Source organism: Dehalococcoidia bacterium (assembly GCA_028711995.1).
In the GTDB taxonomy this organism is placed as follows: Bacteria; Chloroflexota; Dehalococcoidia; order SZUA-161; family SpSt-899; genus JAQTRE01.
This window is the reverse complement of record JAQTRE010000013.1, coordinates 1-24,418: the sequence shown is the minus strand read 5'-3', so window position 1 is coordinate 24,418 and position 24,418 is coordinate 1. Positions and strand designations below refer to the sequence as shown.

The following is a 24,418-nucleotide window of genomic DNA, read 5'->3' as shown; positions in this document are numbered from 1 at the left end:
GGGAGCCGACTCAAACGCACGGGCTTCATGTGCAATTGGAGTCGGCTTCGCAAATCTTTTCGTCTATTGGGTCATTGTATCTTGGTCTCGTCTCTTGTTGGTGTCAAATATTTTCATCCCCTTCAGAGGGACCAACTTAGATGACGTGTTGCTCTCTTAGTTGGGCTATCTTCTCCCAGCTATAGCCCAGGACCCCTTCAAGGACTTCCTCGGTGTGCTGCCCGAACTCGGGGATCGGGCTTTGCACCCGTGCCGGTGTCTTGCTTAGTTTGACCGGGAACCCGATCATTTTGATCTTGCCCCTACCGGGGTCGTCATATTCGATAATGTAGTCATTCTCCAGCACCTGCCGGTCGCGAACCAGATCTTTCATGTCGTTTATGGGACCATAGACGAAATCCTTCCCATCGAGGATTTTCAGCCACTCATGGCGCGGTTTTGTGGCAAAAAGCTTGTCCAGAATGGCGATGATTGTCTCGGCGTTAGCGGTTCTGGCTGGTATGGTGTTTGACCGGGGATCGTCAATCAAGTTCTCCAGTCCTACGGCCTGGCAGAACTCAGGCCAGTGCCTGTCCGATTGCTGCATCGCCAGCACAAGCCACTTGTCATCGCCGCATCTATAGTGATTGTAGATCGGGTTGCCCATCCCGGCTCGAGGCATTCGAGGCAAAGGCTGTCCCATATTCAAGGTTGCCGATACGTTGAACGTTTGCAGGGCTACCATGCTTCCCAAAAGGGAGATATCCACCTTCTGACCGATCCCGAACCTCTCCCGGGCAAGCAATGCGGTAACTATCCCGCTCACGGTCATAAGGGCCCCCATCTGATCGGCCGGAGTTCCCATGGCATAAACCGGCGGCATCTGCGGCTCACCCACCGTGGTCATGAATGCCGATCTGGATTGCCCCACGTAGTCAACTGCCGGACGCCCTGCATCCGGCCCTTTGGGTCCGAATGCAGAGGCATGGGCATAGATCAGCTTAGGATTGCGCTTGGCCAAAGTGGCATAATCAATTCCCTGGCGTTCGGCAACGCCAACCCGCATGTTATGGAGGAAGACATCCGATTTCTCTATCAGCTGGTAGAAAATCTCTCTTCCTTGCTCGGTCTGAATATCCAGGGTGATGCTCTGTTTGCTGCGATTGAAAGCGTCGAAAAAGATATTGCGGGTTTCGGTTTTCACCACCGCCTTGCAGATACTTCCCACTCCCCTGGCCGGGTCGCCGCCGATCCGGTCCTCGATCTTGATAACCTGGGCACCCAGATCTCCCAGCATGCTGGCCGCAGATGGGCCCATCTGCCACATCGCCCACTCTATGACTCGTATTCCTTCCAATGGCATCTTGGTCATCCTACCGTGAATCTCCTTTAAATATTAACTCGGGGACCTCTTCATTAGAGGTCCCCGAGTTGTCCCTACTGGCTGATTGGCTGTTTAGCTGGTTCGGCAACCTTCTTGCGTTTGTCATTCCAGTTGTCAAAGGTGATCACCATACCGGGCAGCACAATCAATGTGCTGACCACCACCAGAATCATGTCGATCACCGTGACGAATCCGAAATTGCTCATCCCTGGGAAGGCTTTGGCAAAATACAATGCCCCGAAGCCAACGGCCACCATCAGGCCTGAAACCACAATGGCGCGCCCGATCCGGCTCATGGCCGTGATCATGCAATCCATGGGCACTCCACCCCTGTCTCTCTCCTCGTAATAGCGCATTAGCAGCAGGACGGTGAACTCTACGCCGATTCCCATCACCTGGGCCGGCATTAACGCCAGCATGGTGTCCACGCCCAGGTCCTTGGTGACCATGATGACCGCAGACCAGCCAAGGATAATTACAATGGGCACGGCAGCCGTGATCACTCTGGCGATTTTGAACTTGAAGCAGATCAGCAACATGGCGAAGATAAATCCCAGCCCGATATAGGTCAACCGGGTGCGGCTATCATCCAAATCCTTGGCCAGCTCTATGAGAAGCAGCCCGTCACCGCTCACTGTTACCTTGGATCCCTCGGGGTTGTTGACGAAATACGCTCTCACGTCCTGGTAGAAAGTCTTAATAACTTCAGTTTCCGGAGACTGGCTCATCAACACAATATGAGACTGGGTGAAATCCTTGTTGACGAAGTTGATCCACATTCTCTCTGGTATCATCCCCAGCATGGATTGTGCCGTTTTGGCATCTTTGGGGAGTGACCCGAAGATTGACATATAGAGATCCGATATACTCTGGGCAGAACCCGAATAATGGCCCGGATTCTGGATGCCGGTATCCGCCATGAATCGTTTCTCGGTGTCCAGCTGCCATTGCAGAATAGCCGGGTCAAGGACATTGGGGGCATCCACGATCACATCCCCGGGAATGACCCCTCCGGATAAGTCTGTAGCTTTCTGAAGGGCATTCATTACTGCAGAGCCTTCTCTTATACTGTGCTTATATCCGACTTCGCCCTTCAGAGTGTGTTCTTGACTCCAGCCATAGGCTGAAAGTCCTATGGCGACCACCAGGATAACGGCGATATACTTAACTGATTTGTGAGCCACGAATGCCGCCATCTTATCAATCGACGAGTCTCTTATTTCATCGGGCTTGTTGGTGGCGTCGTTCTTTCGATCGCGCAGGTAGAGGATAGGGAGCAAGAGCATCGTACAGGTGACCAGACATGCCGCAACGCCCATGATCAGCATCTTACCGAAGCCCTGCACCATCGGGGTTCTGGCAAAGAACACTGAGGCGAAAGCGGCACAAGCCACCAGCATGGCGATGACCAGGGGAGGGCCGATATGTTCCAGAGAGTTTTTCACGCTCTGCGCGGCCGTTAACCCTTTCCGGTTTTCCTCATCATAGCGATTGTAGAACTGGATGGCGTAGTCCATGCCCAGCCCCAGCAATATGGGGTATACCGCCATAGAGACACCGGTGATATGCAAGTCTATAAATCCCATGATGCCCATGGTATAGATGACAGCGAGCCCAATGACGCTCAGCGTTAACCATCGCCAGAGGAAGGAACCGCGAGATCTGAACATCACTGCCAGAATGATGACCATGGCAATTGCGGCACCAACCATAATCTTGCTAACCGTTTTGGGGATGTTCGTTACCATGTAGTCAACTACCAAGAGTTGACCGGTGACTGTTGTTTGCACATTCTCAAAACCGCCTTCCGCGACGACTTTCTTCGTCTCTTCTATAAAGTCGTGCTTTTGTGAATCGCTAAGATTGCCTTTGAGGTTCAGTACCATCCTGGCGGCCGTAGGATTGAAGAAGACGCCCGCGGCCACCTGGTTGGGTTGCCCGGTTTGAGGATCGATCAGCCATTGTTCGGTAGGCCTCCCATCATCGACACCGCCGGCTCGCATCTTTGCCAGCTGAACCATGTACTCCGGTGTGATAACGAACTTCACGTTTTCCATCGGCGTGAAGTGCTCATCAAAGTACTTCATTGCCGCCAGATTCTTGTCGCTGACGATCTGAGCAGTGCTGTCGCCTTCAATGATGACAAGGATCGTACTGCTGCTGAAATTCTCATTCAGCTTATCGATGTCCTTGTAGACTTGTCCATTCGGATCGAGATAATCTGTGTAATCATTGGTCACTTTCACCTGGGTGGCTCCGATGATGGCCACCACCAGCAAAATGCCTGCAATGAGCAATATCCACTTGGCCTTGCCTTGAGTAAAATTCCATACCCCCAATAGAATCTTCGCTATCAACGTGTTCTCCTTCCTTTTCCAGCGCTTTGGTTACTAACGGTTGCTATAGAGAGACATTTTTAGTGGTGGTGGCTCATAGTTAGGACCATTCGGTGCAGATTCTCCTTTCTTCCAGCTAAGGAACAGTCGATCTCATTTGTCGGTTTCATGTTCGGCATTTACCGTCAGAGAACTGTCAAAGAATTTGTTTTAAATTGTGCTCCTTCAATGGGTTTCACGGAGAGCAATTCGCGCTTATCGAATGCACTAGATTATCGTCTATTATGACTATCACAGAATATCGTCCACGATGACCAAAGATTAAAGCTCAACACACTAACCCCACATTGAGCACACTACTTAGAACCGATGAAAGGCTATTTCCGTTGCATCAACTCGCCTGCCTCAGCGCGATTCTCTAATTACCCCCGGCCCTTTCAGCCTGGAATTATTATCCCGACTGTAACCCGGCATCTCTTAAAGGCTTTGGGGCATATTTCTTCTGTAGGCTCACCCAAAACGAGCCGGAGCGAGAGTTCTTTCTTCTCCTGCTCCGGCTCTTCGTGACGCCATATTTCGTTTTCAACAATTTCTCTGCCGGAGTCCAAGGATATACCCCCTAAACTCCGCTACAGGTCAAAACACTTCTCTTTCCCGAGACAGCCTGCTTGCCAAACCAGGTTAGAAACACTGTGTCGAACGATGAATGATCTCGTCCTGAAGCCCCTTGCTCAGGTCCACAAAGTGAGCGCTATACCCCGCTACCCTGACGATCAAGTTGCCGTAGTTCTCCGGATGTTTCTGGGCATCCAGCAGAACCTCGGGTTTGACCACGTTGAACTGGATATGCCAGCATCCCAGATCAGCCCATGTTTTGATATAGGACATAAACAGCGCCTTGTTGTTTCCCTCAAGGAACATCGGCAGGAATTTCTGGTTCAGCAGCATGGAGTATTTCGGATTCACCCTGGCTGCCGATTTCAGTACTGCCGTTGGCCCGCTGGTATCTCTCCCGTGCATCGGGGAGATGCTGCCATCGGCAAATGACTCATCGGCTCTTCTCCCATCGGGAGTTGCCAGCTGCCTCAAGCTCCACGGGAAGTACGCCGTGGCCGTGCTCCCTTCGATGGTATACATGCAGCCGGATTCTGTGTGGAAGCTCTCAACCACCGCTTGCTGGCGATTGCAGACTTCCCGCGCGATCAGGTCAACATATTCGTCGTCATTCCCGAACTTCGGAGCCTTCCTCAGTTTCTTGAACAGCTCCTCTTTGCCCTTGAAACTGTTTTTCCAGGCGTCGAGCAGCTCAGCCATGCTCACGGTCTTTTCATCAAACACCAGCTTCTTGATGGCCGCCATCGAGTCGATGACGTTCATCTGACCGGCGATGTGGATGGTGGACAGGTCATGGTAGAATTCGTCCATGCAATCCTGGCCTCGCTCGATGCAATCGTCCGTCAGAGCCGACATGAGCGGCCGCTGATGATACCGCCTGTAGAGACTGCAGGTCAGCTCGTCTACCTTCACCACGTGCGCGATTTGATGTCTCCACTGGGTTTCGTAAGCGTCCATCATGTCGTCGAGCGATTTGAACGTGGTGGGATCAGGAGTAACCAGGCCCAGCTGTATCCCGGTCTGCATGCTCTTGCCCTGGTTCATAGCGATTTCGAAGACCTTGGGCAGGAGGATCGCCGCCGCCGCGCCGTGAGTTTTCTGCATCGCTTTGCCGGGAATGATCGGCTGGAGACATCCGCCGGATGCCCAGTTCCGCGCATCTCTCAGCGGAATCCCTCGGTTCACCAGATAGGGGATGCACACGGCGTCGTTGATGAACGCCGGATGACCGATGCCTGTTCGAAGCATATCTACTGCCCGGCTGATCAGCTCCGGATTTATGTTGGTGTGATATCTCAGCACGATGCTGGGCTGGATACACTGGATCGATTGACAGGCATCGAGGATCAGGAACGACATATCATTGGTGGCATCGTCACCGTCCTCGGTGATGCCGCCGATATTGATGATCTGATACAGGCTGCCGCCTTCCTCGTTACGATGAACCGCCGAGGTCTCAATCTCTCCCAGTTCCTCCATCTTCATCCAGGTACATTCAAGAAGCTCCTGGGCCTGTTCCTGGGTGATCCTCCCCGCCTCGAGATCCCTCTGATAGAAGGGGTTCATCAATACATCCAGCCGGCTCCCCTCGCCGGAGCCATGATACTCAATGTACCGCGTGACCATGTGATTTAAAAACCATGCCTGCACAGCCTCGCGGAGAGTCCGCGCGGGATTGCCGGGTATCCAATCGCATACCTCAGCGATCTCCAGAAGCTCTTGGCGACGCTCGTCACTCTGCTCTGCAGATGCCTTCTCTCTGGCCAGTGCTGCATATCTGCCGGCGAACTTGATCGATGCCTTGCTGGCGATGATCATGGCCTGGACATTGTTGCGTTTATCGATGTATTCATCGCCGGAGATATTCCCGCTATTGAATTCGTCTTCAAGCTGGAGCAGCCTGTCTTCGGCCTTCTTGATGATTCCGTTGAAACCCAGATCGAAGAGCGTTTGATAATTGGGAGACCCCAATCCCTTCTGAGATCCCCACTGAGCCGCCCAGGTCATCTCTGTCCTGCCCGTCGGCCCCAGAACTTTCTTTACCTCAGCCGGCAGAATGGCGAGCATTCTGTCATCAACCGTCTTTCCCTCCCAGTAGTTGCGAATCTCTTCCCAATCTGCCTTGCCGCGTTCATCCACCATGTGCTTCAGATCGCCCTTAATGACGGCGTCCATATCCCTCCACTGAAGTTCCGGGTGAATGGGCAGCCCATAAGGATCGCTGGCAAAATTCCCTACAATCAGTTCGTCATCGCTGATATAGATTGTCATGTTGCTCAGGATATGATCCAGAGCCATGGCTCTCCGGATGACCTCAGGTTGCCCCTCAGTGGACTTATAGGATTCGGTCAGCAGTCTGGCCGTCTCCAGGCAAATCCTGACCCCCGGCAGATACGTGTACACATTCTTCGGGCCCCTCGGGCCCTCTACCACGGAGACTATCATGCTTTTGCGAACCCTTTTGCTCTTCAGCTTTTGAGCCCTCTCGCCGCTGGCGAATCGGGATGACTTTTGCTCTTGGCGTGATTTCATTTGCACCATGATACTCCCTCCCTTCTGAAAGATTTGTGAACGCTTGAGGATTCGTTTTACCCTTGAATTTCAGATCGCCAGTCTATACAATGCCTACTATACCTGCATGCTGCATAATCTGCATAATGCAAATACTGCATGTTGCAGTTAGTATATCCCAGTCTCCTGCCCATGTCAAGAGCGCGCATGGCTTTATGATTCCGGTTACCGATCATCCCGGAGAGGAAGTGTACCGTCGGTCTTGACAAAAGCGTGTTGATAATATAAGAAAGAACTGTATCGACGGTATGAAGTAATCACAAATGAAACCTAATTTCAGGGGCAATTAATAAAATGGCTGATGAACATGAGAGTACCTTGAGCGAGAAACTGGCCAATCTGCCGGATGACTTTATCAAGCTGTATGACGAAATGGGATCCCCCACCCCCGAGGACGTGGCAGAGATTCGGCAGCGATTTCACATGCTGGTAGGCAATGATGGACCGGGGAAAATCGCAGGCGAAATGGTTTTTTTCAAGATGTACCGCTTGCTGCGCCAGGAAGAAATGCTCACCATGGGCGAGTTGAGCGAGAAGCTCAAGATAGAAACCTACACGGCTACCCGGCTGGTCTCCTGGTGGGTGGAGAAGGGGTTTGCCGAACGTTCCGGCGATCCAAACGACCGGCGCATCGTCAGAATAGCACTGACCGAAAACGGACGTCAGTTTCACGAAATAATGGAGAGCGTAATCATGCGCAGGGTTCTGCGTATCATGGGACGGCTAACGACTGATGAACAGATTACCTTCTTGAGCCTGGTCCAGAAGATTGCCGATCGGGGTGGAAACCTCAAATAAGTTCAACAGACAGAATTTGATTTGACCGGTCAGACCTGATGGCCACCGGCAGGTTGGATAATTGGAGCCTTTCCAGTATCCTTCAATCTGCCAGGTGCAGCGCATTCCCACTTTATACTTTATATCATGCTTCTCAATCCAAAGAGACCAGCTGAGTCTCTGTTTCAGTTGGACTTCGATCCTTCTCGGCTCCACCACAAGGAGAAGATTTCAGGGACGGGCTGTGAGTTTCTGGCATACACTTCTGCGTCACGAAATCTCGACCGATAAGCTCTCATGCAAGGCTTATCATGAGCGGGATCGGATTTCTGGTTCTGTAAGCAGCGCCACGCAAGATTTTATGCTACCTCTCCGGCATATGATAGAATACGAACAAAGTGCTTCCCTTTAATTAGTCATGGATCAATCCAGCCAAGCCATCAATTTTGCCATCCTGTTGACCGCCGCCCTGGTTGGCGGAATGGTCGCTCACCGGCTGAAACAGCCGATCATCCTTGGCTATCTCGGAGTCGGGGTGGGCATCGGCCCTTATGCCCTTGGCCTGGTGAACGATGTATCGCTCGTTGAGGCTGTGGCGACGGTTGGCGTGGCGCTCTTGATGTTCACGCTGGGACTGGAAATCTCGCCCCTGCAGTTGAAAGAGGCAGGGAAGGTGGGTTATCTGGGTGGCCCGGCTCAGATCATGATCACCAGTGGTCTGGGGTTTGTGGCGGCTGTGCTGGTGTTCGATTGGTCGGCATCAGAAGCGGTTGTTTTTGGATTAGTCATCTCCTTGAGCAGCACCATGGTCTGTCTCAAGATATTAATGGACCGGGGCGAGATGGATTCCGTACACGGCCGGATCATGGTGGCCATCCTTATCCTTCAAGACATCGCTGCTGTATTTATGGTGTTGGTAATACCGGCTCTCAACGGCGAGACGGAAAGCCTCTCTTCGGATTTGCTTCTGGCAACCGGCAAAGCGATACTCTTTATTGGGGTAGTGATCATCCTGGGATTATGGATACTTCCCTGGCTGCTCGGCAGTGTTGGCGGAGTTCGCTCTCGCGAGTTGTTTCTGCTGACCATTATCGTGCTGTGCCTGGGAACGGCTCTGGGCACCTATATCCTGGGGCTATCAGTATCCTTTGGCGCTTTTGTCATCGGGCTGGCGCTCCATGAATCGAAGTTCGGGCATCGGGCTCTGGCTGAAATTATCCCTCTGCGGGATATTTTTGCCGCCCTGTTTTTTGTCTCCCTCGGCATGCTGCTCGATCCCGGATTCGTGGTCGACAACTGGTGGCTGACCATCCAGGCCGTGATGCTGATCATCTTCATTAAGTTCGTGGCGGTCTTCGGCATTGTGTGGCAATTCGGCTTCAATAAAAGGATTGCTCTTTTGGCCGGCGCCGGTCTTTTCCAGATCGGGGAGTTCGGCTTTATCCTGGCACAAATCGGCGTCAATATGGATATCATCTCCGCCGACTCTTATTCTCTGATCCTGGCTAGCGCCCTGATCACCATGATGCTCACTCCCTTTGGTATCAGTTCGGTTTCATGGCTGTATTCCAGGTTCTACCCGATTGCGACGACCGGAGAGCCGCCGGCCGGGAAGCCTGCCGGGTTTTCAAACGAGGGCCAGGTGATTATCGCCGGATATGGCAGGGTGGGCAGGCATCTGGCAAGAGGCCTCAGGGATGCAGCCATCCCCTTCACCGTGGTCGAGATCAACCCCGGGATCATCTCTGATCTGCGTAGCAATCAAGTGTCCTGTATCTATGGGGATGCCAGCAATATCCATGTTCTGGATCGGCTGAACCTGGCGAAGGCCAGGGCGTTGGTGGTAACGTATCCTGATCCCGTGGCGGTGGTGACCACAGTCAGAACCGCGCTGGCCCTCAGCCCCAATATTCAAGTTCTAGCGCGGGTCCATCGCACCGGCGAAGCTAATGTGCTTCAAAGGATCGGGGTTTCAGAGATGGTAAGCCCTGAATATGAGGCCAGCTTCCGATTATTGAAAAGACTGTTGAACATCTCCGGCCTGAAAGCGGATGAGCGAAAGCAGATTCTATCCAGGATGAGAGAAAAGGAATCCATTGCCAAGTTCAGCAGTACTGACGAAGAGGACTAACGGGGTAGCAAAATCATGTTTCCGGAGAATGAGACAGGCTTGATTAAAATCTTTAAAGCTTATCTTGCAGTTATCCCGATTCTCTCGTATACTAGAGCCAAGCAGCATGACAGAGGTTACCAAATCTCCCCGAAACCCCTTAGAGCTCCCCGGAAAAGGTCTCTTCAGGGCAAGATTCCTCAAGATATTGGATGACCGAAGTTCAGCTCAGCATTCTTAGGATAGGAGGTCATCCAATGAGTTTCACCGATAGGGAGTTGCAGTGTGCTGACTGCGGGGCCAAGTTCACTTTCACTGCGAGTGAACAGGAGTTCTTCGCCAACAAAGGGTTCACCAATGATCCCAAGCGGTGCCCGGACTGCCGCGCTACAAGGAAGCAGGAGCGCGGAGGTGGATCTGGTGGTTTTGGTGGTGCCCGCAGGCAGATGTATCCGGCGGTGTGTGCCGCATGCGGTACTGAAACTGAAGTGCCCTTCGAGCCTCGCCAGGACCGGCCGGTGTATTGCAGCCAGTGCTACAGCAGCCAGGGTGGCGGATCCAAAAGCAGACGATAGATTTTATCATCACACCAGGTCAAAGGGGCCGGGACTAGCTCCCGGCCCCTTTTTTGCGGCGGATTTTACAGCGCCAGGGTAAAATAAGAGTATAATACGATTCAAAGGGAGGCATATGTATGGGACTGTTTGATAAAGCGTTTGGCAAGGACAGTGGTACGGTATCCTTGAGCAAGTCAGAGGCCTTTGCTGCCATAGGTGTGGCGGCGGTGGCAGCAGACGGCGAGATCAGTCAGGAAGAAGTGCAGCGAACTGTTATCGATCTGGCCACATTGAAGTCGTTCCGAAAACACGACATGAAGGACATGGCCAACACGCTGAACAAGGTTGCCGGCCTGATCAAGAAGCGAGGAAGCGCCCCGGTGATCCAGGCGGCAAAAGCTGCTCTCTCCAAAGAAGAATTGCAGGCTGCTTTCTTTGTGGCTGCCGACCTGGTTCTGGCCGACGGCGTTGTTGAGCCGGAGGAGAAAAAGTTCCTGGAGGATCTTCAGAACGCCTTGCAGATCGATGAAGCTATAGCTCTCAAAGTTGTAGAAGCCGTAGTGATCAAGAATCAGGCCTAAGATACAAATAGGGTGCTGGCCGAAGCGAGATAGCGCTTCGGCCAGCATAGGCTCTCATATTAAGGAAGCCCTGATCGACTGCGAGTGAAAGCCCCTATCCCCTGCTCTTTTTGCTGACCGTTGTCGACAGTTTCCGTTTCTCAGAATTGTACCTGAAGACTATTCATATCATGGGAACAATATCATGAGGCACATATCTCAGGTCTGTGTTTCTTTCCCCGATAATCCTAGCCGGCACGCCTCCGACTACTTTGAAGGCTGGAATATCTTGTGTGACCACCGCTCCTGCACAAACTACGGCTCCCCTCCCAATTTTACTGCCGGCTAACACCGTGGCGCGAGAAGAAATCCAGGCGTAATCTTCGATCATCACAGGCTTCCCGTTCCCTCTGAAATAGGGGTCGTTTACATCGTGCTGGCCAGTCCATATCCAAGCTGCCGAACTCAATGTCACATTATTGCCAATTTCCAGACGTCTTCTGCCATCAAGGAGAGACCCGTGACCAATAACAGTATCATGTCCAATACTTATTCGCTTGGGGCATCTTACTTCCACACCGCCGAAGATAACTGTTCTCTGGCCTGTTTTCATGCCCATTAAACGGTAAGCCATGATACGTACGGTCTGTGATGGAAATACTCCCACAAACTTGAGAATATACCATTCCAAAGCCTGGCCGAGCTTGTAGACTTTTTTTGCCAGGCTGTAAATGAACAGATATTTAACCAAGCGATCTTGTAAGGCGTTAATGTATCCGCCATGATTTTGAGGTTGATAGTAATCATCGTTCATTTTACTAACTCCGTATTGGCTGATGGGATCGGGGCTCTGCGAACATGTGCCGGCATCAGATCATGGGAGTGAAGTCTTCCAAACGATAACGCAGATCGCGGTTTCTCTCCCCGATGACTTGAGCGGGAACACCAGCTACTATCTTGAAAGGCGGAACATCTTTGGTTACTACGGCACCTGCAGCCACAACTGCGCCTCTAGCGATGCTGGTGTCGGGCAAAACGGTGGTTCGACAGGAAAGCCACGCGTAATCTTCTATAACAATCCTGCCTGTGCTCATGCTGAAGTACGGGTCATTTACGTCATGCTGGGCAGTCCACAACCACACTCCGGTACTGAAGTTTACATTGTTGCCGATCTCGATACCGCCTCGTCCGTCAAGGATTGCTCCGTGTCCTATGGCAACATTGTTTCCAATAACGATATTCCCGGGCATTCTCACTTCTGCCTTCCCGAAAATAACGGTTCCTTTGCCGATCTTCATTCCCATCATCCGATAGATGCCCTTCCTTATTGTCTGGCAGGGGATGTAACCGGCGAACGTGAGGATAAACCATTCAATTGCGGAGAGGTATCGATGGCATGTACAGCTGAAACGATATAGCCGCTCATGATTGGAGAGCCTCGTTTTTACTGTTTCCATCTTGCGATCATAGATCATGTCAACCCCCTTCTTGCGTGGCTGTTGATTCGGTATTACTCTTCCGACATGCATTCTTCGATAGTCTGTTCCTTCGTTGCACCAAATACCACAAAAGCAAACCAGTCACGGCAATCCCGGAGACGCCATAGGCCGGCAGATAGACACTATAGAATCGCTGATACACAATGTTTCCACCATCTTCATCGGATATGAAGGCGGGCATAAACCCCAGATTCTGGAGCGAATCACTTCCGTTGTACTGCCAATGGCGGGGATTCACGTTCTGGGGAACGACAAACACGGTGTAAGGCTGAGCGGTCCCGTCAACTACGAATTTGGCATCCGTCTTTTTGCTCACGGCCCTTTTCTCGGCCCCTTGCTGACTGCTCACAGGGGCTTCACCTCCAAAAAGATAGAGGTGCTCCATAATATCCTGGGATTGGCTCAGCCGAAACACATCTTCCCATCCGTTAACGCACACCAAGTCGCTGACGGAATAGCTCCTGGCCGTGAAGTGCCGGTTTTTGAACAGGATCAATCGTTCGTTTTCAAGAGCTGTTTCGAGGTCCTTTTGACCCCGCAGAAAGCCATATGCCTCGAAGTCGGCCTCTTTCATCAGGAGCACATACTTGGCGTTAAGGGGCGCGACAAGCTCTCCAAAGTTATTGATGACGTCCTTCTTCCCCAGCAGAAACTCGATATAGGCGCTCACAGGGTTGGTGCTCTGGGTATAAACCCCCGGTATTTCGATGTTATCCCCCTGAACTACCGGCTTGTCAAAGAAACTGCGGGCGGGATTGTTCAATCGCTTATCTTCGTTTGGCAGCCAGTCAAAGTCCATGTACCGATGCCAGGGCAAGACCAGCACACTGAAATCCTCTTCATCGTCATTGAGATACGCATTCACCTCGCTCCATTGTGGCGGATAGTCGGTTGTGCCCAGGTTACCGGAAAACCCGAACATCGGGAAGGTATAGATCAGCGGTACACACACCATGCCGACACCCACCAGCGGAGTTATCTCCTTTTGAAATTGATGCTTTCGCATTCTTATTTCCTTTGCCAGAGCGCTTACCCCCAGTCCGGCAAGATAAGCATAGGCCAGACAGAGTATGCCGATGAATTTGTGGGAATCCCTGAATGCGCGCAAAGGCATGACGTGGTCCCAGAGCCAGGTGAACAGGCCATTACCGAAACTGCTCGATGCGCCAAGGCCTAAAATAAAACTCACTACACCGGCCACACTAATCGCCACCGCTATCCATTTTTTCTGTTGGTCAGCGGGGCCCTTGCTAAAACCGTAGATGGCCAGAAACAGGATGCCCCCGTAAATAAGCCACCAGACCGGAATACTATCCCGGGCATAGGTATACCCCTCTCTCCAGAAGCCATGCAGCGAGGCAACATCGAAGGCGGTGCCGAGACCGGATTCCGTTTTTGGGGCGAAGAACGCCATATCCGCCGTATCAACATGGTTGAGCAACGTGTCATCGGCGCTCCATGCCGGGATAATCCAGTATGCATTGATCGCCGTGAACGCCATGCCTGCCATCAATACCAGTTTGCAGACCCGCAAGGCTTGCTCTCGATCCCGGCGCAACTGATAGAGTTTGACCACCGTCAATACCAGATAAACCAGCAGAAGCAGAAACAATCCGTGGATCTGCAACAGCCCAACCAGCGTCGTGAGGATGACCAGCTTGGGGATCGAGCGGCCTTCCCTGGTCTCCAGAAATTCGATGAAGGCCATGACGGCAAACGGGGTAAGCGCATATGCCCACAGCACACCCCATTGCCCGGCCATGAACCGGGTGTAGGTGAACGGATTTACGGCATAGAAGATGCCGGCAAAATAGCTGCCGATGCCGTTGCCGGGGATCATCCGGTGCCCGCCCCAGCCGCTTAAGAAGAGAATCAGACAGAGGATGATCTTCTGGAAAACCCATCCCGGAAGAAGATGGGTGAATCCCTGCTGAAGCCACAGAAATGGGGCGGCTGCGGTGACCCACCCCTCGCTCATTCCATAAATATAATCGCTGAAGTCTTCATCCGGAGCGAAGACCATATCGAGGGTGAGGACATATCCCGGCCGAAGTAACGGGGATAATACGGCTACCGCCAGCAGGGCGTAGACCATTGGCGGCAGCAGGGTGGATGACTTGCAGATTTTCATGATATCTCTTATAGCCGGGGCGGTCGCGAGTTCAGGGTCAAACGTAATGGGTTACCGTAAGGGAAACGATGCCTCTGCCGGATTTTGAGCGGTGACGCTGATTCCTCGGCGAAACGCCGGAATGACGGCAGTGATAGTGGAATAGACAGCATAAACCGCAGCCAGCAGCGCTATTCGTGCTTTCTCCGGCAGGGAATCCCGGGCCACTAGCCGATTCTGCAGCATGTTTTGAAAACAACCCAATTTCTCCCAATACCTCTCGTATCTCGTTCCCGCAATGCGATAACCCACCGCATTGAGTTCCCGGACAAGTTCCTCCTTGGTATACTCGCGGAAATGGATTCTTCCCTCGATGTCGTTTTCCACCCAGAACTCCTGGACGTGTCGCCCCGCCAACAGCCGTAATCGATTCTCCAGGGCGGCAAAGTTGGGCGTAGTCACGATCAACTGTCCCCCCGGCTTGAGCACTCTGCGGCACTCGCGCAGTAAAGGGGCGGGATGACAGGGCACATGCTCCAGCACTTCCCCGAGGATCACCACGTCAAAACTCCCGTCCATCCAAGGCATGGGCTGCTTGGAGAGATCGACCAGGTTGAAATCAATCTGATGGCGCCAGCAAAGCGGCCCAAGCATGTCCGTCATGTCCAGCGTTGTGATGGCGCTGTCTTCAAACAATCGGCGCAGCATAATGGTGAACGGGCTGGGGCCGATATCCAGAATACTGCGGTTATTGGCCTGTCGAGCTATCAGGTTGGCCAATGATTCGAAACGGTATTTCTGATTGTCAAGATAGAGTAACTCAAAATGGCCTTCCGGTAAACCGCTGCGTATCTGGGGCCATTCATCGTAGACTTGCTCGTAGACCGACCAGAATTTCTGCTTGAATTTGTTCATTTCTTTCCCCCTTGATCGATTCTATTCGTCGAGGCAAATGGCGTCTGCCCGATCGACGTTATTTTCCGCCTTCTTGGATCATCGCGGCCGCAAGTTGCTGCTGACGGCGTTTGTGAAATGCGACCTGATCGTCCCGCTGATAGATGCTCCGGATCGTAGTAATGACGAGCCATAGCAGACTGACGAATATCGCGATCACACAGAACAGCCGCACATCCAGGTAGGCCGCGTCGTTTAGCCATCCGGGTTTGGCCATGTAGTTGAAAGTCCGTTCGATGAGGTCTTCTGATGAGAACAGATTCCAGTTGATTGCCAGGGGCAGCCAGAGGAAGGCGGCCCCCCACAGGGAAAGGATCCAGGCAAAAAGAGACATGCTCAGCGTGTGAAATGCCGTCATCGACAGATCGAACACTGTCACCACGACTACCAGAAACGCAATACAGGGGACAAAGTAGTGTGCCCCGTTGTATGGTGTGAGGATCGGATACAGTGCCATACTTACAAAGGCAACTAGATAGATTCCTTTTGTCGAGAAGTGCATTTTGCGAAGCGCCAACAAAGCGACCAAAAGCGTGGACATTCCTCCCAGCGCCATACTGGCCATCAACACCAGCGGGAAGTGGCCATGACCCCAGGCGAAGATCGATTGCATTGCGTCCCAAGGAATGAGTTGGATAAACCAGGGGTTAATGCCCCCAAGCTGGTTCCATGTTAACCGGGTAGAGATATCGCTTCCGATGCCGAGTAGCATTCCCCCCGGAAGAAAAACCGCTACTGGGAAAAGGCATCCGGCAGCAAATTGACCTAGCGGCATTAGTTTCTTTCCCAGACTTTTAACTCCTCTCTGCACAGGACTGCAATCATTTGCAACCGCGGTTCTACCGTTCGCAAAGCCGAAGGCCAGGATGAAAATGCCGAGCCCTATCCCCAGAAAGAGACCGTGTGGTTTAAATAAGAACCCCAATGTGAATGCCATCCCGGCGCTCCAGAAGGATCGGCGGGTGACCAGATACACCGCCAGCAGGCTGAAGAATCCAGCAAACACATCGTACATCCCCAGCGCACAGCTTACCGTGATCACCAGCGGATTGAAAACCCATAGCTTGAACGCCAGTTTCGCTTTTGTTTCATTGGCCAGTTCCTTTACGATGCCATAGATGACCAATCCGGTGAGCATATCCATAAGAATACAGGGTAGCTTAAGCGCCAGTGCGGCCTGCCAGCTCAGGATGTTGGTGAGGGGAAGGCCGACCTGCCCCAGGTCATAGGCCCCACCGGGTAGGGGGGTGATCATGTTCAGGGGGTCTTGGAAAAAGCCAGCCCCGCCCAGCGACAGCGAGATGATGGTGATCCAGGTGGCAGGGTAGATGTTGTCAAATGGAGCCCCGGCACCAGGACTGACCAGCGTGCGTAGCCCTAGAAGAGAGAAGGCTTCGGTGTCCGGCCAGGCAGTCGCCAGGGCGATGGCCATGCGGATTGCCAAGCCGATGATGATGATGTTTCGCAACGGGTGATGCCATACCTGACCCCAGTACCGCCGACGCCCGCCTGTACCAACGGCTTCAGGCGCAGTCTTACCCACACTGGAGTTCGGGAAGTTCATCATCAAAGGCCAGCCTTCGATTGCAAAGTATAGCTATCGTAGAAAATGTGATTCATATCTGTTGAGTAGAACAGAAGATTGACGCCGTCTGCCCCTGCAGCGGGAATCTCCAGGCGGTCTCTCACCGTCTCTCCGCCGGACAGCAGATAGTCGCGGGATACTGGTACTGCCGGGGCATCCAGAATGCCGGAGTGGAGAATCTGCATGATGTCTTTTGAGACCGACTCTTGCCCGTAGGGCGGTTCCACACCACCGCCGAAAATCACCAGGTGCCCCTTGCCTAACTGGAATGAAGCTGCTGATGTTCGGGACTCCGTTCCGCCGCTGGTCTTTCCCAGTATCTTGCCCCCAGAGGCCTCCACCGTCTCCACCGGCACGCCGGTCTCAGTCGAGTCAAAAGTGATGTTGAGAGCATGGGCTATTTCACTGCTGACCGTAGCGACTGAACCTCTTGCGGGTGCAGGGATCGGCGAGAACACATCGGCCAGGCGAATTCCCCTGCATGCCAGGGCGAACTCCTTCTTGCCAGGCTGGGCTTCCGCGAAATCCACCACGAATGCGATCTTGGAAACGTCTTTGAAATCAGGCAGGATTTCTGAAGAATAGGAGGGCGTTGACCAATCCACCAGCACGTTCTGCCAGCCCGATTCATGCGCTAGCCCATTGGCAATGTAATAGTGTGCAAAATTCCCCTGAGAATCCCTCAGGTCAATATACACCCTCGATATGGGAGAGGGGTTTGCTATCATCATCTCCATCTGCAGATAACCCGCCACGCTCCAGTCCGATGGTCTCACCGGTTGACAGACGAGCCATGCAGCCTTTCCGGGACTGGAAATATCATCATAACGCCACTCGAAGTTCGATTCCTCTTCATTGCCGTAAGAAGATACCTTCGCCAGTCCGCTGGCGTTGGCGTCTCCTGGGGTCCATGAAGCAAGATCACTCGGTCTTACCGTTGCACCCGGATACGTTTGAGCCAGGATATTCCGATAGAATGCCGTCCCGCCGATCACAAAGGCCGTTCCCCCGCGGCCAATCCAGGACAGCAACGCCTCCTTATCCAGTTCAGGCGGCAGCAGTTCGACCGAGCCCACCAGGGCAGGGAAAACCAGCACGTCATCGGCAACCTCTGATAACGCGATGCGCTGGCCCAACTCGGTATTCCCGCATACTTCCACAGAACCTTCTATTCCGCGGAAACGCAGTTCGGCCCTGAGTATCTCCGCCATCCCTGCTACCACCACAGATCGGGGCTTCATCGATCTGTAGGCCTCAAAATCCTTTTCCGAGTCGTAGAACAGACCGATGTTCAACCTCTGCGGCGCGGCAGCCCCGGGAATGGCCGTCACCCGAAAGGGAAGATCGTACTTTCCCGCGGTCACCTGGTAGCTGATTTCCGTCAGGGAGCTGAGAGTATCCTCCACATCGATTTCCGCCAGGCGTATGGTCTCGATCTCCCCCACGCTCGACTCTGGCTGCGATGTAGCCAGTATCAGATACTGGCCGCAAACAAGCAACGCTATGAATACGAGCAATCCGATGGTGATTGATTTGGCTTGCATGTCGTTCTCTTCTGCTACTTTTTTTACTTGCCCTTTTCTCGCTAAGGGTGTGAACTGACAATCTGAGGCAATTGCGAGACGTTCCACCACACAGCTCTTGCATCCGCCCAAACCTCGCGTGCCGTGCGCCTTCGTGAAAACATGGGAAACCGGGTCCGGGCAAGCAACCGGTCCATCGAAGGCAGAAGCATAAGGATATCCAGTCCGCAGATCATTGCGTAACCCAGCACCGCAAACGGCTTGAAGCGCCAGGGATAATGCTTGAGCACCGAATACAGCATGCTTCTCCTCAAGAAATACGCCTGCCGTTCCGGATACTTGCCGATTGTCGCGCTGACCTTATGCCAGGTGATGGCCTTGGGGGCGATCAAGGTGCGATAGCCTTTGCGGCGAGCCCGCAGGCAATACTCCATATCCTCCCCGAAGAAAAAGAAGCTTTCATTCAGCGGCCCCAGTTCGTCATACGTATGCCGCCATGCCGCGATCATATTCAGATAGCTGACTTCCCGGATCTGGTCCTTCGGGCAGCTATCCAGCGGAAGTCCCTGATAATACTTGGTGGCCACCCCAAAGGGATGATAGAATTTCATTCCCAGATCGTCCACCAGACGATCCGTGCCATAGACCAGCCTCGCTCCGCCGAGCATCACTTTTTCATCGGGGTATTGCTGTAAGGCAGCCACCAGATGATCCAGCCAGTCCGGTTCGGCTGTTTCATCCGTATTGAATTCAATGATGATGATATCGCCCTCGGCCGCCCCAATCCCATGGTTGATCGCTTCGCCAATACCCACTTTATTTTCCAGCGGAATGACTCGAACCCAGGGATAGCGTTCGGCCATCAGGCTCCTGGAATTGTCCGTGCTCGCAGCATCGACGATGATGACCTCGTAATCGGGATAGGTTAGCGCCCCCAGGGAATCCAGGCATTCCGGCAACAGATGTTCTGCGTTGAAGCTGGAAATGATAATCGAGACCTTCGGGTGCGATTTGATAATCACTCTTGTTCCTCCTCGTCACTTTTTCAGGCTGATCAAATGGATATTTCTATGACGCCATCTTCCGTTTTCTGACCCTCAGGCAGAACGGAAGGATTACCGCCACGGAAAGCAGGCTGGTGGCCAGCATGACATTGATGAACTGGATGAGATTGCTGTGGAAGAATCCCATCAGGATAAGCTGTACGATCACCACCCCCATCACAGAGTATGCCGCTCTTAATTGATTGAGTGAGAGCAGAAAGAACAACCCCAGACAGCTGAAGGAAAGCAATGCCATTGCCAACCCGTACGGGAATACCAACGCCGACACAAGGCTGTTGGACTGGGCGCCGAAGACCATATGCACGATCATCTCCGGGAAAAGGGCAAAACCTGCCACAATACCAACTGAAATGACCGCAACAATTCCCGCTGTTCTCACGAAAAGGCGAAAATGGTCTCCTCCGTTCTCGAACAGGGCGGAGGTTTTGGGGACCATGGCTCCGATCACCGCTACCGGAGCGAAAAAGGCAATTCGCCCCAACACGGCGATCTTAGAGTACTCCCCGGCCTGGGCCGACCCGAGGTAATGATTGACGACGATGACGTCGATATTGGTGAGCACGGTGATCCCCAGAAGGGCGAGCACTGAAGCCATGGTGAGCCTGACAAATCCTTCCACACGCAGGGGGGTATCGACGGATGGATAACTCCTACGCCGGAACAATCGATCGAGGCCAAGAAACGAAAGGAAAAACGCCGTCATCCAGGCAATGGGGACGGCGATCAGGCTGCCGAACAGCCCCCATCCCAACAGCACCAGCGCAATCGCCAGCGCTACCCGGATTATGCCCAGAAACGCCTGATTCAGGCCAAAACTGGCGAACCGCTGCATTCCCTGCATGACGCCCCAGTTGATCGAAATGGCAAAGGCGAAGGGCAGGCTGGCAAACAGGATCAGGGGGTAGAACATCGCGTTCAGATTAAGGAAGCCCACCACCACCGGACTCAGGGCCAGGAAGAGGACACCGGCGAGTACGCCCAACCATGCGGTTCGCTTGAGCATCCATCGCCAGAGGGTATAGATGCTGTTGCCTTGCCCTTTGGCAACGTATTCGGAGGTGAACTTGGCCGAGGCCAAGACCATGCCGTGGCTGAACACCATAAAAATCATGAACAGCGATGTCAAACTGAACAGAATGCCGTAGTCTTCAGGGGTCAGCAGAATACCCATGGAAACTTGATAGACATAATTCGTAGCCGTGTATACGTTGCCGAACACCAACATGATCAGGCCGTGCTTGGCAATCGCTGAGTAGTTCTCATCGCTCCCCAGAGCCCTGCTCATCACGCTTTTGCCGTCACCGGAACCAGAGCTGGAGAGCGGCGATATGCCGCTCTCCAGCTTCCGAGACCCGTTTGGTGAAGCCTCTGCCGGGGCCAACACAGAAGCAGCGTTAAGCGCACCCGCCCTTACATTGTGTGGCAATTTACCGCTCCGTACATGCTCATTTTTGATCCGATCAGCAAAACTCCACGGGGGATCAGGCTACTGAGGCCAATTCGGCACAGGTCCGAGGATCACCAGAACTCACCTTGTCTAGTTCCACCATCTGCTGCACCCAGAAATAGGTCTGTCGCAATCCTTGAACCAGCGGCTGCGTCGGTTTCCAGCCCAACTTCTCCTCGAAGAGCCGGTTATCCGAATTCCGCCCTCGTACGCCCAGAGGCCCGGGAATATGCTTGATGGAAAGACGCTTTCCGGCAATATGCATAGTCATCTGCGCCAGTTGATTGATGCTCACCATCTCTTCGGAGCCGATATTCACTGGGCCCGTAAACTCAGATTTCATTAACCGACGCACCGCCTCCAGGCATTCGTCGATATAGAGGAAGGAGCGTGTCTGCAACCCGTCTCCCCACATCTCGATCTCCCCGTCATCGGGTGCCAGGGCAACCTTTCGGCAGAAAGCCGCAGGTGCCTTTTCTCGCCCGTTGTTCCAAGACCCTTCGGGACCAAAGATGTTGTGGAATCGCGCAATGCGTACATCCATCCCATAGTTGCGGTGAAACGCCAGATACAACCGCTCGCCGAACAGCTTTTCCCATCCATATTCGCTATCCGGCTCGGCCGGATAGGCCGAGTCTTCAGAACACTTCGGATTGTCCGGATCCATCTGGTTGTATGCCGGATACATGCATGCCGATGATGAATAGAAGATTTTCCCGACCCTTGCCTTATAGCACGCCTCCACCATGTGCAGATTGATTAAGGCGGAATTATGCATGATATCAGCGTCGTTTTCCCCTGAGAATACAAAACCTGCACCCCCCATGTCGGCAGCAAGCTGGTACACATCGTCAAACGGCTGATCGACTACTTGTCGACAAATGCGTGGGTCTCTCAGATCCCCTATCACAAAATCATCCGCCTTCGTTTGCCCGAATTCGGGATATTTCAGGTCCACTCCCCGCACCCAGTAACCCTCACCTTTCAGCCGCTTGGCCAAATGACTTCCAATGAACCCTCCTGCACCGCAGACTAATGCTTTTTTCATGTCTCCTCCTGCTTATTTTCTTTCGGAATCGAACCTATATACTAGGCGCCGTCTACCAGCACTTTCGTTGAAGTTGCAATCTCCCAAATACAGGGGTTTTTCTTGGCAATGCAGAAATCATAGAAACCCAGCAGTCGCGACCAAGCTTCCATGAGAACCGCGGCGGCCACAAACGAAACGCTTTTCGGATTGGGTCGAATCAGTCGCGCGACGTGATTGGCCAATCGGATTGAGCTCATGGTGGACACTTCATATCCTGCTGTGCGTTTGAGATAGATATGACCGGCGTGAATCCGCCGCCGCTGCTTGATATAGTCGCTAACCGTCTGGGGCCCTTTGTTGTAGACCACGGCTTCAGGAACATAGCGGGGACTGTAGCCGTTCTGTATCACCACGGCTTCGATGCTGGCCTCGTCAACGGCGCTTTCCTCGGGAATTTCATCCACAATATTCCGGAAGGCTATGAGTTCTCCCAGCTTGGGGTGATCGAGCGATATCTCGTGGGCCAGTCCCCAGATGAAATGACTGACAAAGCCCATAAACGTGGTTCTCTGGTTGAGGGGAACGGGATGTCCGCCTACAATTCCGATGGACGGGTCCAGGAAGGATGAGCACAGAGTTTCGATGGTATTCTCGGGAAGATAAGTATCGGCGCTCACCAGAACGCAGACTTCTTCTGTGGCTCTTTCCAGAAACAGGTTTACAGCCGAGGACTTGCCCTTTCGTTCTGCCTGCTTTACCAATTGGATTCTCGGATCGGTTCTGATGAAGTTCTCCACGATATCGTCTGTCTGGTCGGTACAGGCAGAGGAGACGACCACAATCTGTTTGATTCCGATTACATCTGTCTTTTGAGACTGGAGCGAGACGAGATGGTTGAAGATGTTTTTCTCTTCGTTGTAAGCGCAAATGCCGATGCTGACAGGTATCTTGTAACTCACCCGCGGAGCGCTGGTAATAATGCGCTCGGCGTCTGTAACAATGCTCGCCCTGATCAAAGAATCCGTTGTGATCGTCATGATCCACCTCTCCTCTACTTTATTTGAGAGTACTGTTTCTTCGCGGTCTGCTTATCCTCCTTCTTTAAGAGGATAAGCAGACCGGACCGGCAGCGGAAACTTGATTTAGTTCCTACTCTGGGGAGTCCTCTTTTCTGACGGAATAGATCACCCAGATCAATGCGAATGCGGTGGCAAAAAGAACGAACAGGATGATGTACCAGTTGAAGCCGTCATCTTGCGATGTTGTCTCCGGAATGGTGCTTGCAGTCTCTCCTGTCTGTTGCTGTTGCCCCGGCGTCGGGCCTGGTGCTGGTGCAGGCGCGGGCACTTCGGGTGATTGTTGTGGTTCCGGTGTTGGAACTGGTGCAGGGGCGGGCTGTTCCGGCTGCGATTTGATCAACACGGCGAACTGAGTAAAGTGGCTCGTCGTTCCGCTGATGGTATTATTGATCGTGTCTATCACGATATTGCTCAGTTGAACCCATTGGCCGGTTTGAACATCGTAGTAGGCCAGAACCAGATCGCTTGCCGCCACACCTTCCGGCAGGAGGGCCGGGGAGTATTTCATGGTCAGGGTGATAGGCGGATCAAAAGTTGCACCGCTGGGACCAAGTTCGTTGACCGCAATTATGTTGGTTCCCGGAGGCACCGGTGCCTGAGAAGTGATGGGCTCAATGAATATCTGAGTCAGCGGTTGGCCTTGTGCATCCAAGGCTCGTGTACCGACAGGCAGATTGACAGTGACGGCACCGTAAGTGTCGGCCATGGTTACCGGCTCAGTCAGAATGCCATCCGAAGTGATCTTACCTGAGAGGTCCGCCACTATTGTGGCCGAAGTCTCTCCAGGTGTAACAGGAGCAGGTTCCTCTGTGGGCGAAGGAGTTTCCTCTGTGCTGTTTTCATCGGTGTTGTTTTCATCACTGTCACCGCCACCACCGCCGCCGCCACCACCGCCACCGCCACCAGCTGCAGTTACACTGAATGAAGAGGCGGCTGAGGAAAAGACATGACTTCCGCTATCAACATCCACCGTGGCGTAGTAGGTGCCAGCAGTCCATGAAGTCGATGTGCTAACAGTACATTGGTAGGTGAGGATGACACTGCCGCTCACTGCTCCATAGCCGTAGCCGCTATCGAATGAATAACCATATTCTTCCCGGGAGTCATAACCATAGTTGGCGTTCCTGCAAAAAGGTAGCGCCTTGGTATTGAAGCTGATATTGGGATGCGATAGACTCAAGTTGAGGCTATTCGACTTGAGGTGAAGGGATGTTCAGAGAGAACCACAGGCATAAGCA

Annotated in this window: 19 protein-coding genes; 4 read left to right on the top strand and 15 right to left on the bottom strand. The window is 53.0% G+C overall.

Annotated features, from left to right (window positions below; translation table 11 throughout):
- Window positions 1–136: 136 nt before the first annotated feature.
- From PHV74_03735 to PHV74_03720, 4 genes are all read right to left on the bottom strand, one after another.
- On the bottom strand, window positions 137–1,351 hold the full coding sequence (locus PHV74_03735) for a CoA transferase (protein ID MDD5093477.1): 1,215 nt from the start codon (window positions 1,349–1,351) through the stop codon (window positions 137–139).
- Between the two features lie 65 nt (window positions 1,352–1,416).
- The gene (locus PHV74_03730) at window positions 1,417–3,720 is read right to left on the bottom strand and encodes an MMPL family transporter (protein ID MDD5093476.1); all 2,304 of its coding nucleotides are present in this window, start codon (window positions 3,718–3,720) and stop codon (window positions 1,417–1,419) included.
- Window positions 3,721–4,136: 416 nt separating this feature from the next.
- Entirely contained in the window at window positions 4,137–4,307 is a 171-nt protein-coding gene (locus PHV74_03725; GenBank protein ID MDD5093475.1) for a hypothetical protein, read from the bottom strand.
- Between the two features lie 73 nt (window positions 4,308–4,380).
- Window positions 4,381–6,855: a pyruvate formate lyase family protein gene (locus tag PHV74_03720; protein ID MDD5093474.1), complete on the bottom strand. Its 2,475-nt coding sequence runs from the start codon at window positions 6,853–6,855 to the stop codon at window positions 4,381–4,383.
- Window positions 6,856–7,179: 324 nt separating this feature from the next.
- Here PHV74_03720 and PHV74_03715 point away from each other — a divergent pair, with 324 nt between their 5' ends.
- The 4 genes from PHV74_03715 (at window position 7,180) to PHV74_03700 (ending at window position 10,910) form a co-directional block, all read left to right on the top strand.
- Window positions 7,180–7,683, top strand: a complete 504-nt coding sequence (locus PHV74_03715; GenBank protein ID MDD5093473.1) for a MarR family transcriptional regulator — start codon at window positions 7,180–7,182, stop codon at window positions 7,681–7,683.
- A gap of 397 nt (window positions 7,684–8,080) precedes the next feature.
- The gene (locus tag PHV74_03710; protein MDD5093472.1) at window positions 8,081–9,793 is read left to right on the top strand and encodes a cation:proton antiporter; all 1,713 of its coding nucleotides are present in this window, start codon (window positions 8,081–8,083) and stop codon (window positions 9,791–9,793) included.
- Window positions 9,794–10,029: 236 nt separating this feature from the next.
- On the top strand, window positions 10,030–10,347 hold the full coding sequence (locus PHV74_03705) for a zinc-ribbon domain containing protein (protein ID MDD5093471.1): 318 nt from the start codon (window positions 10,030–10,032) through the stop codon (window positions 10,345–10,347).
- 119 nt (window positions 10,348–10,466) lie between these two features.
- Entirely contained in the window at window positions 10,467–10,910 is a 444-nt protein-coding gene (locus tag PHV74_03700) for a tellurite resistance TerB family protein (protein MDD5093470.1), read from the top strand.
- 163 nt (window positions 10,911–11,073) lie between these two features.
- Here the strand turns inward: PHV74_03700 and PHV74_03695 are convergent, their stop codons facing one another.
- From PHV74_03695 to PHV74_03645, 11 genes are all read right to left on the bottom strand, one after another.
- A complete protein-coding gene (locus tag PHV74_03695; GenBank protein ID MDD5093469.1) occupies window positions 11,074–11,703 on the bottom strand; it encodes an acyltransferase in 630 nt (209 codons plus the stop codon).
- Window positions 11,704–11,758: 55 nt separating this feature from the next.
- On the bottom strand, window positions 11,759–12,364 hold the full coding sequence (locus PHV74_03690; GenBank protein ID MDD5093468.1) for an acyltransferase: 606 nt from the start codon (window positions 12,362–12,364) through the stop codon (window positions 11,759–11,761).
- Between the two features lies 1 nt (window position 12,365).
- Window positions 12,366–14,519: an alpha-(1->3)-arabinofuranosyltransferase family protein gene (locus tag PHV74_03685; protein ID MDD5093467.1), complete on the bottom strand. Its 2,154-nt coding sequence runs from the start codon at window positions 14,517–14,519 to the stop codon at window positions 12,366–12,368.
- Between the two features lie 51 nt (window positions 14,520–14,570).
- Window positions 14,571–15,413, bottom strand: coding sequence for a methyltransferase domain-containing protein (locus PHV74_03680; GenBank protein MDD5093466.1), 843 nt, complete (start codon window positions 15,411–15,413; stop codon window positions 14,571–14,573).
- A gap of 58 nt (window positions 15,414–15,471) precedes the next feature.
- Complete coding sequence (locus tag PHV74_03675; protein MDD5093465.1) at window positions 15,472–17,019, bottom strand: glycosyltransferase family 39 protein; 1,548 nt, start codon at window positions 17,017–17,019, stop codon at window positions 15,472–15,474.
- Window positions 17,019–18,581, bottom strand: coding sequence for a hypothetical protein (locus PHV74_03670; protein ID MDD5093464.1), 1,563 nt, complete (start codon window positions 18,579–18,581; stop codon window positions 17,019–17,021). The genes PHV74_03675 and PHV74_03670 overlap by 1 nt, the downstream gene beginning before the upstream one ends.
- 41 nt (window positions 18,582–18,622) lie before the next feature.
- A complete protein-coding gene (locus PHV74_03665) occupies window positions 18,623–19,582 on the bottom strand; it encodes a glycosyltransferase family 2 protein (GenBank protein MDD5093463.1) in 960 nt (319 codons plus the stop codon).
- 46 nt (window positions 19,583–19,628) lie between these two features.
- Window positions 19,629–21,050, bottom strand: a complete 1,422-nt coding sequence (locus PHV74_03660) for an oligosaccharide flippase family protein (protein MDD5093462.1) — start codon at window positions 21,048–21,050, stop codon at window positions 19,629–19,631.
- A 55-nt stretch (window positions 21,051–21,105) separates the two neighbouring features.
- Window positions 21,106–22,119: an NAD-dependent epimerase/dehydratase family protein gene (locus PHV74_03655; GenBank protein MDD5093461.1), complete on the bottom strand. Its 1,014-nt coding sequence runs from the start codon at window positions 22,117–22,119 to the stop codon at window positions 21,106–21,108.
- 41 nt (window positions 22,120–22,160) lie between these two features.
- The gene (locus tag PHV74_03650) at window positions 22,161–23,138 is read right to left on the bottom strand and encodes a glycosyltransferase (protein ID MDD5093460.1); all 978 of its coding nucleotides are present in this window, start codon (window positions 23,136–23,138) and stop codon (window positions 22,161–22,163) included.
- Window positions 23,139–23,250: 112 nt separating this feature from the next.
- The gene (locus tag PHV74_03645) at window positions 23,251–24,360 is read right to left on the bottom strand and encodes a hypothetical protein (protein MDD5093459.1); all 1,110 of its coding nucleotides are present in this window, start codon (window positions 24,358–24,360) and stop codon (window positions 23,251–23,253) included.
- Window positions 24,361–24,418: the final 58 nt, after the last annotated feature.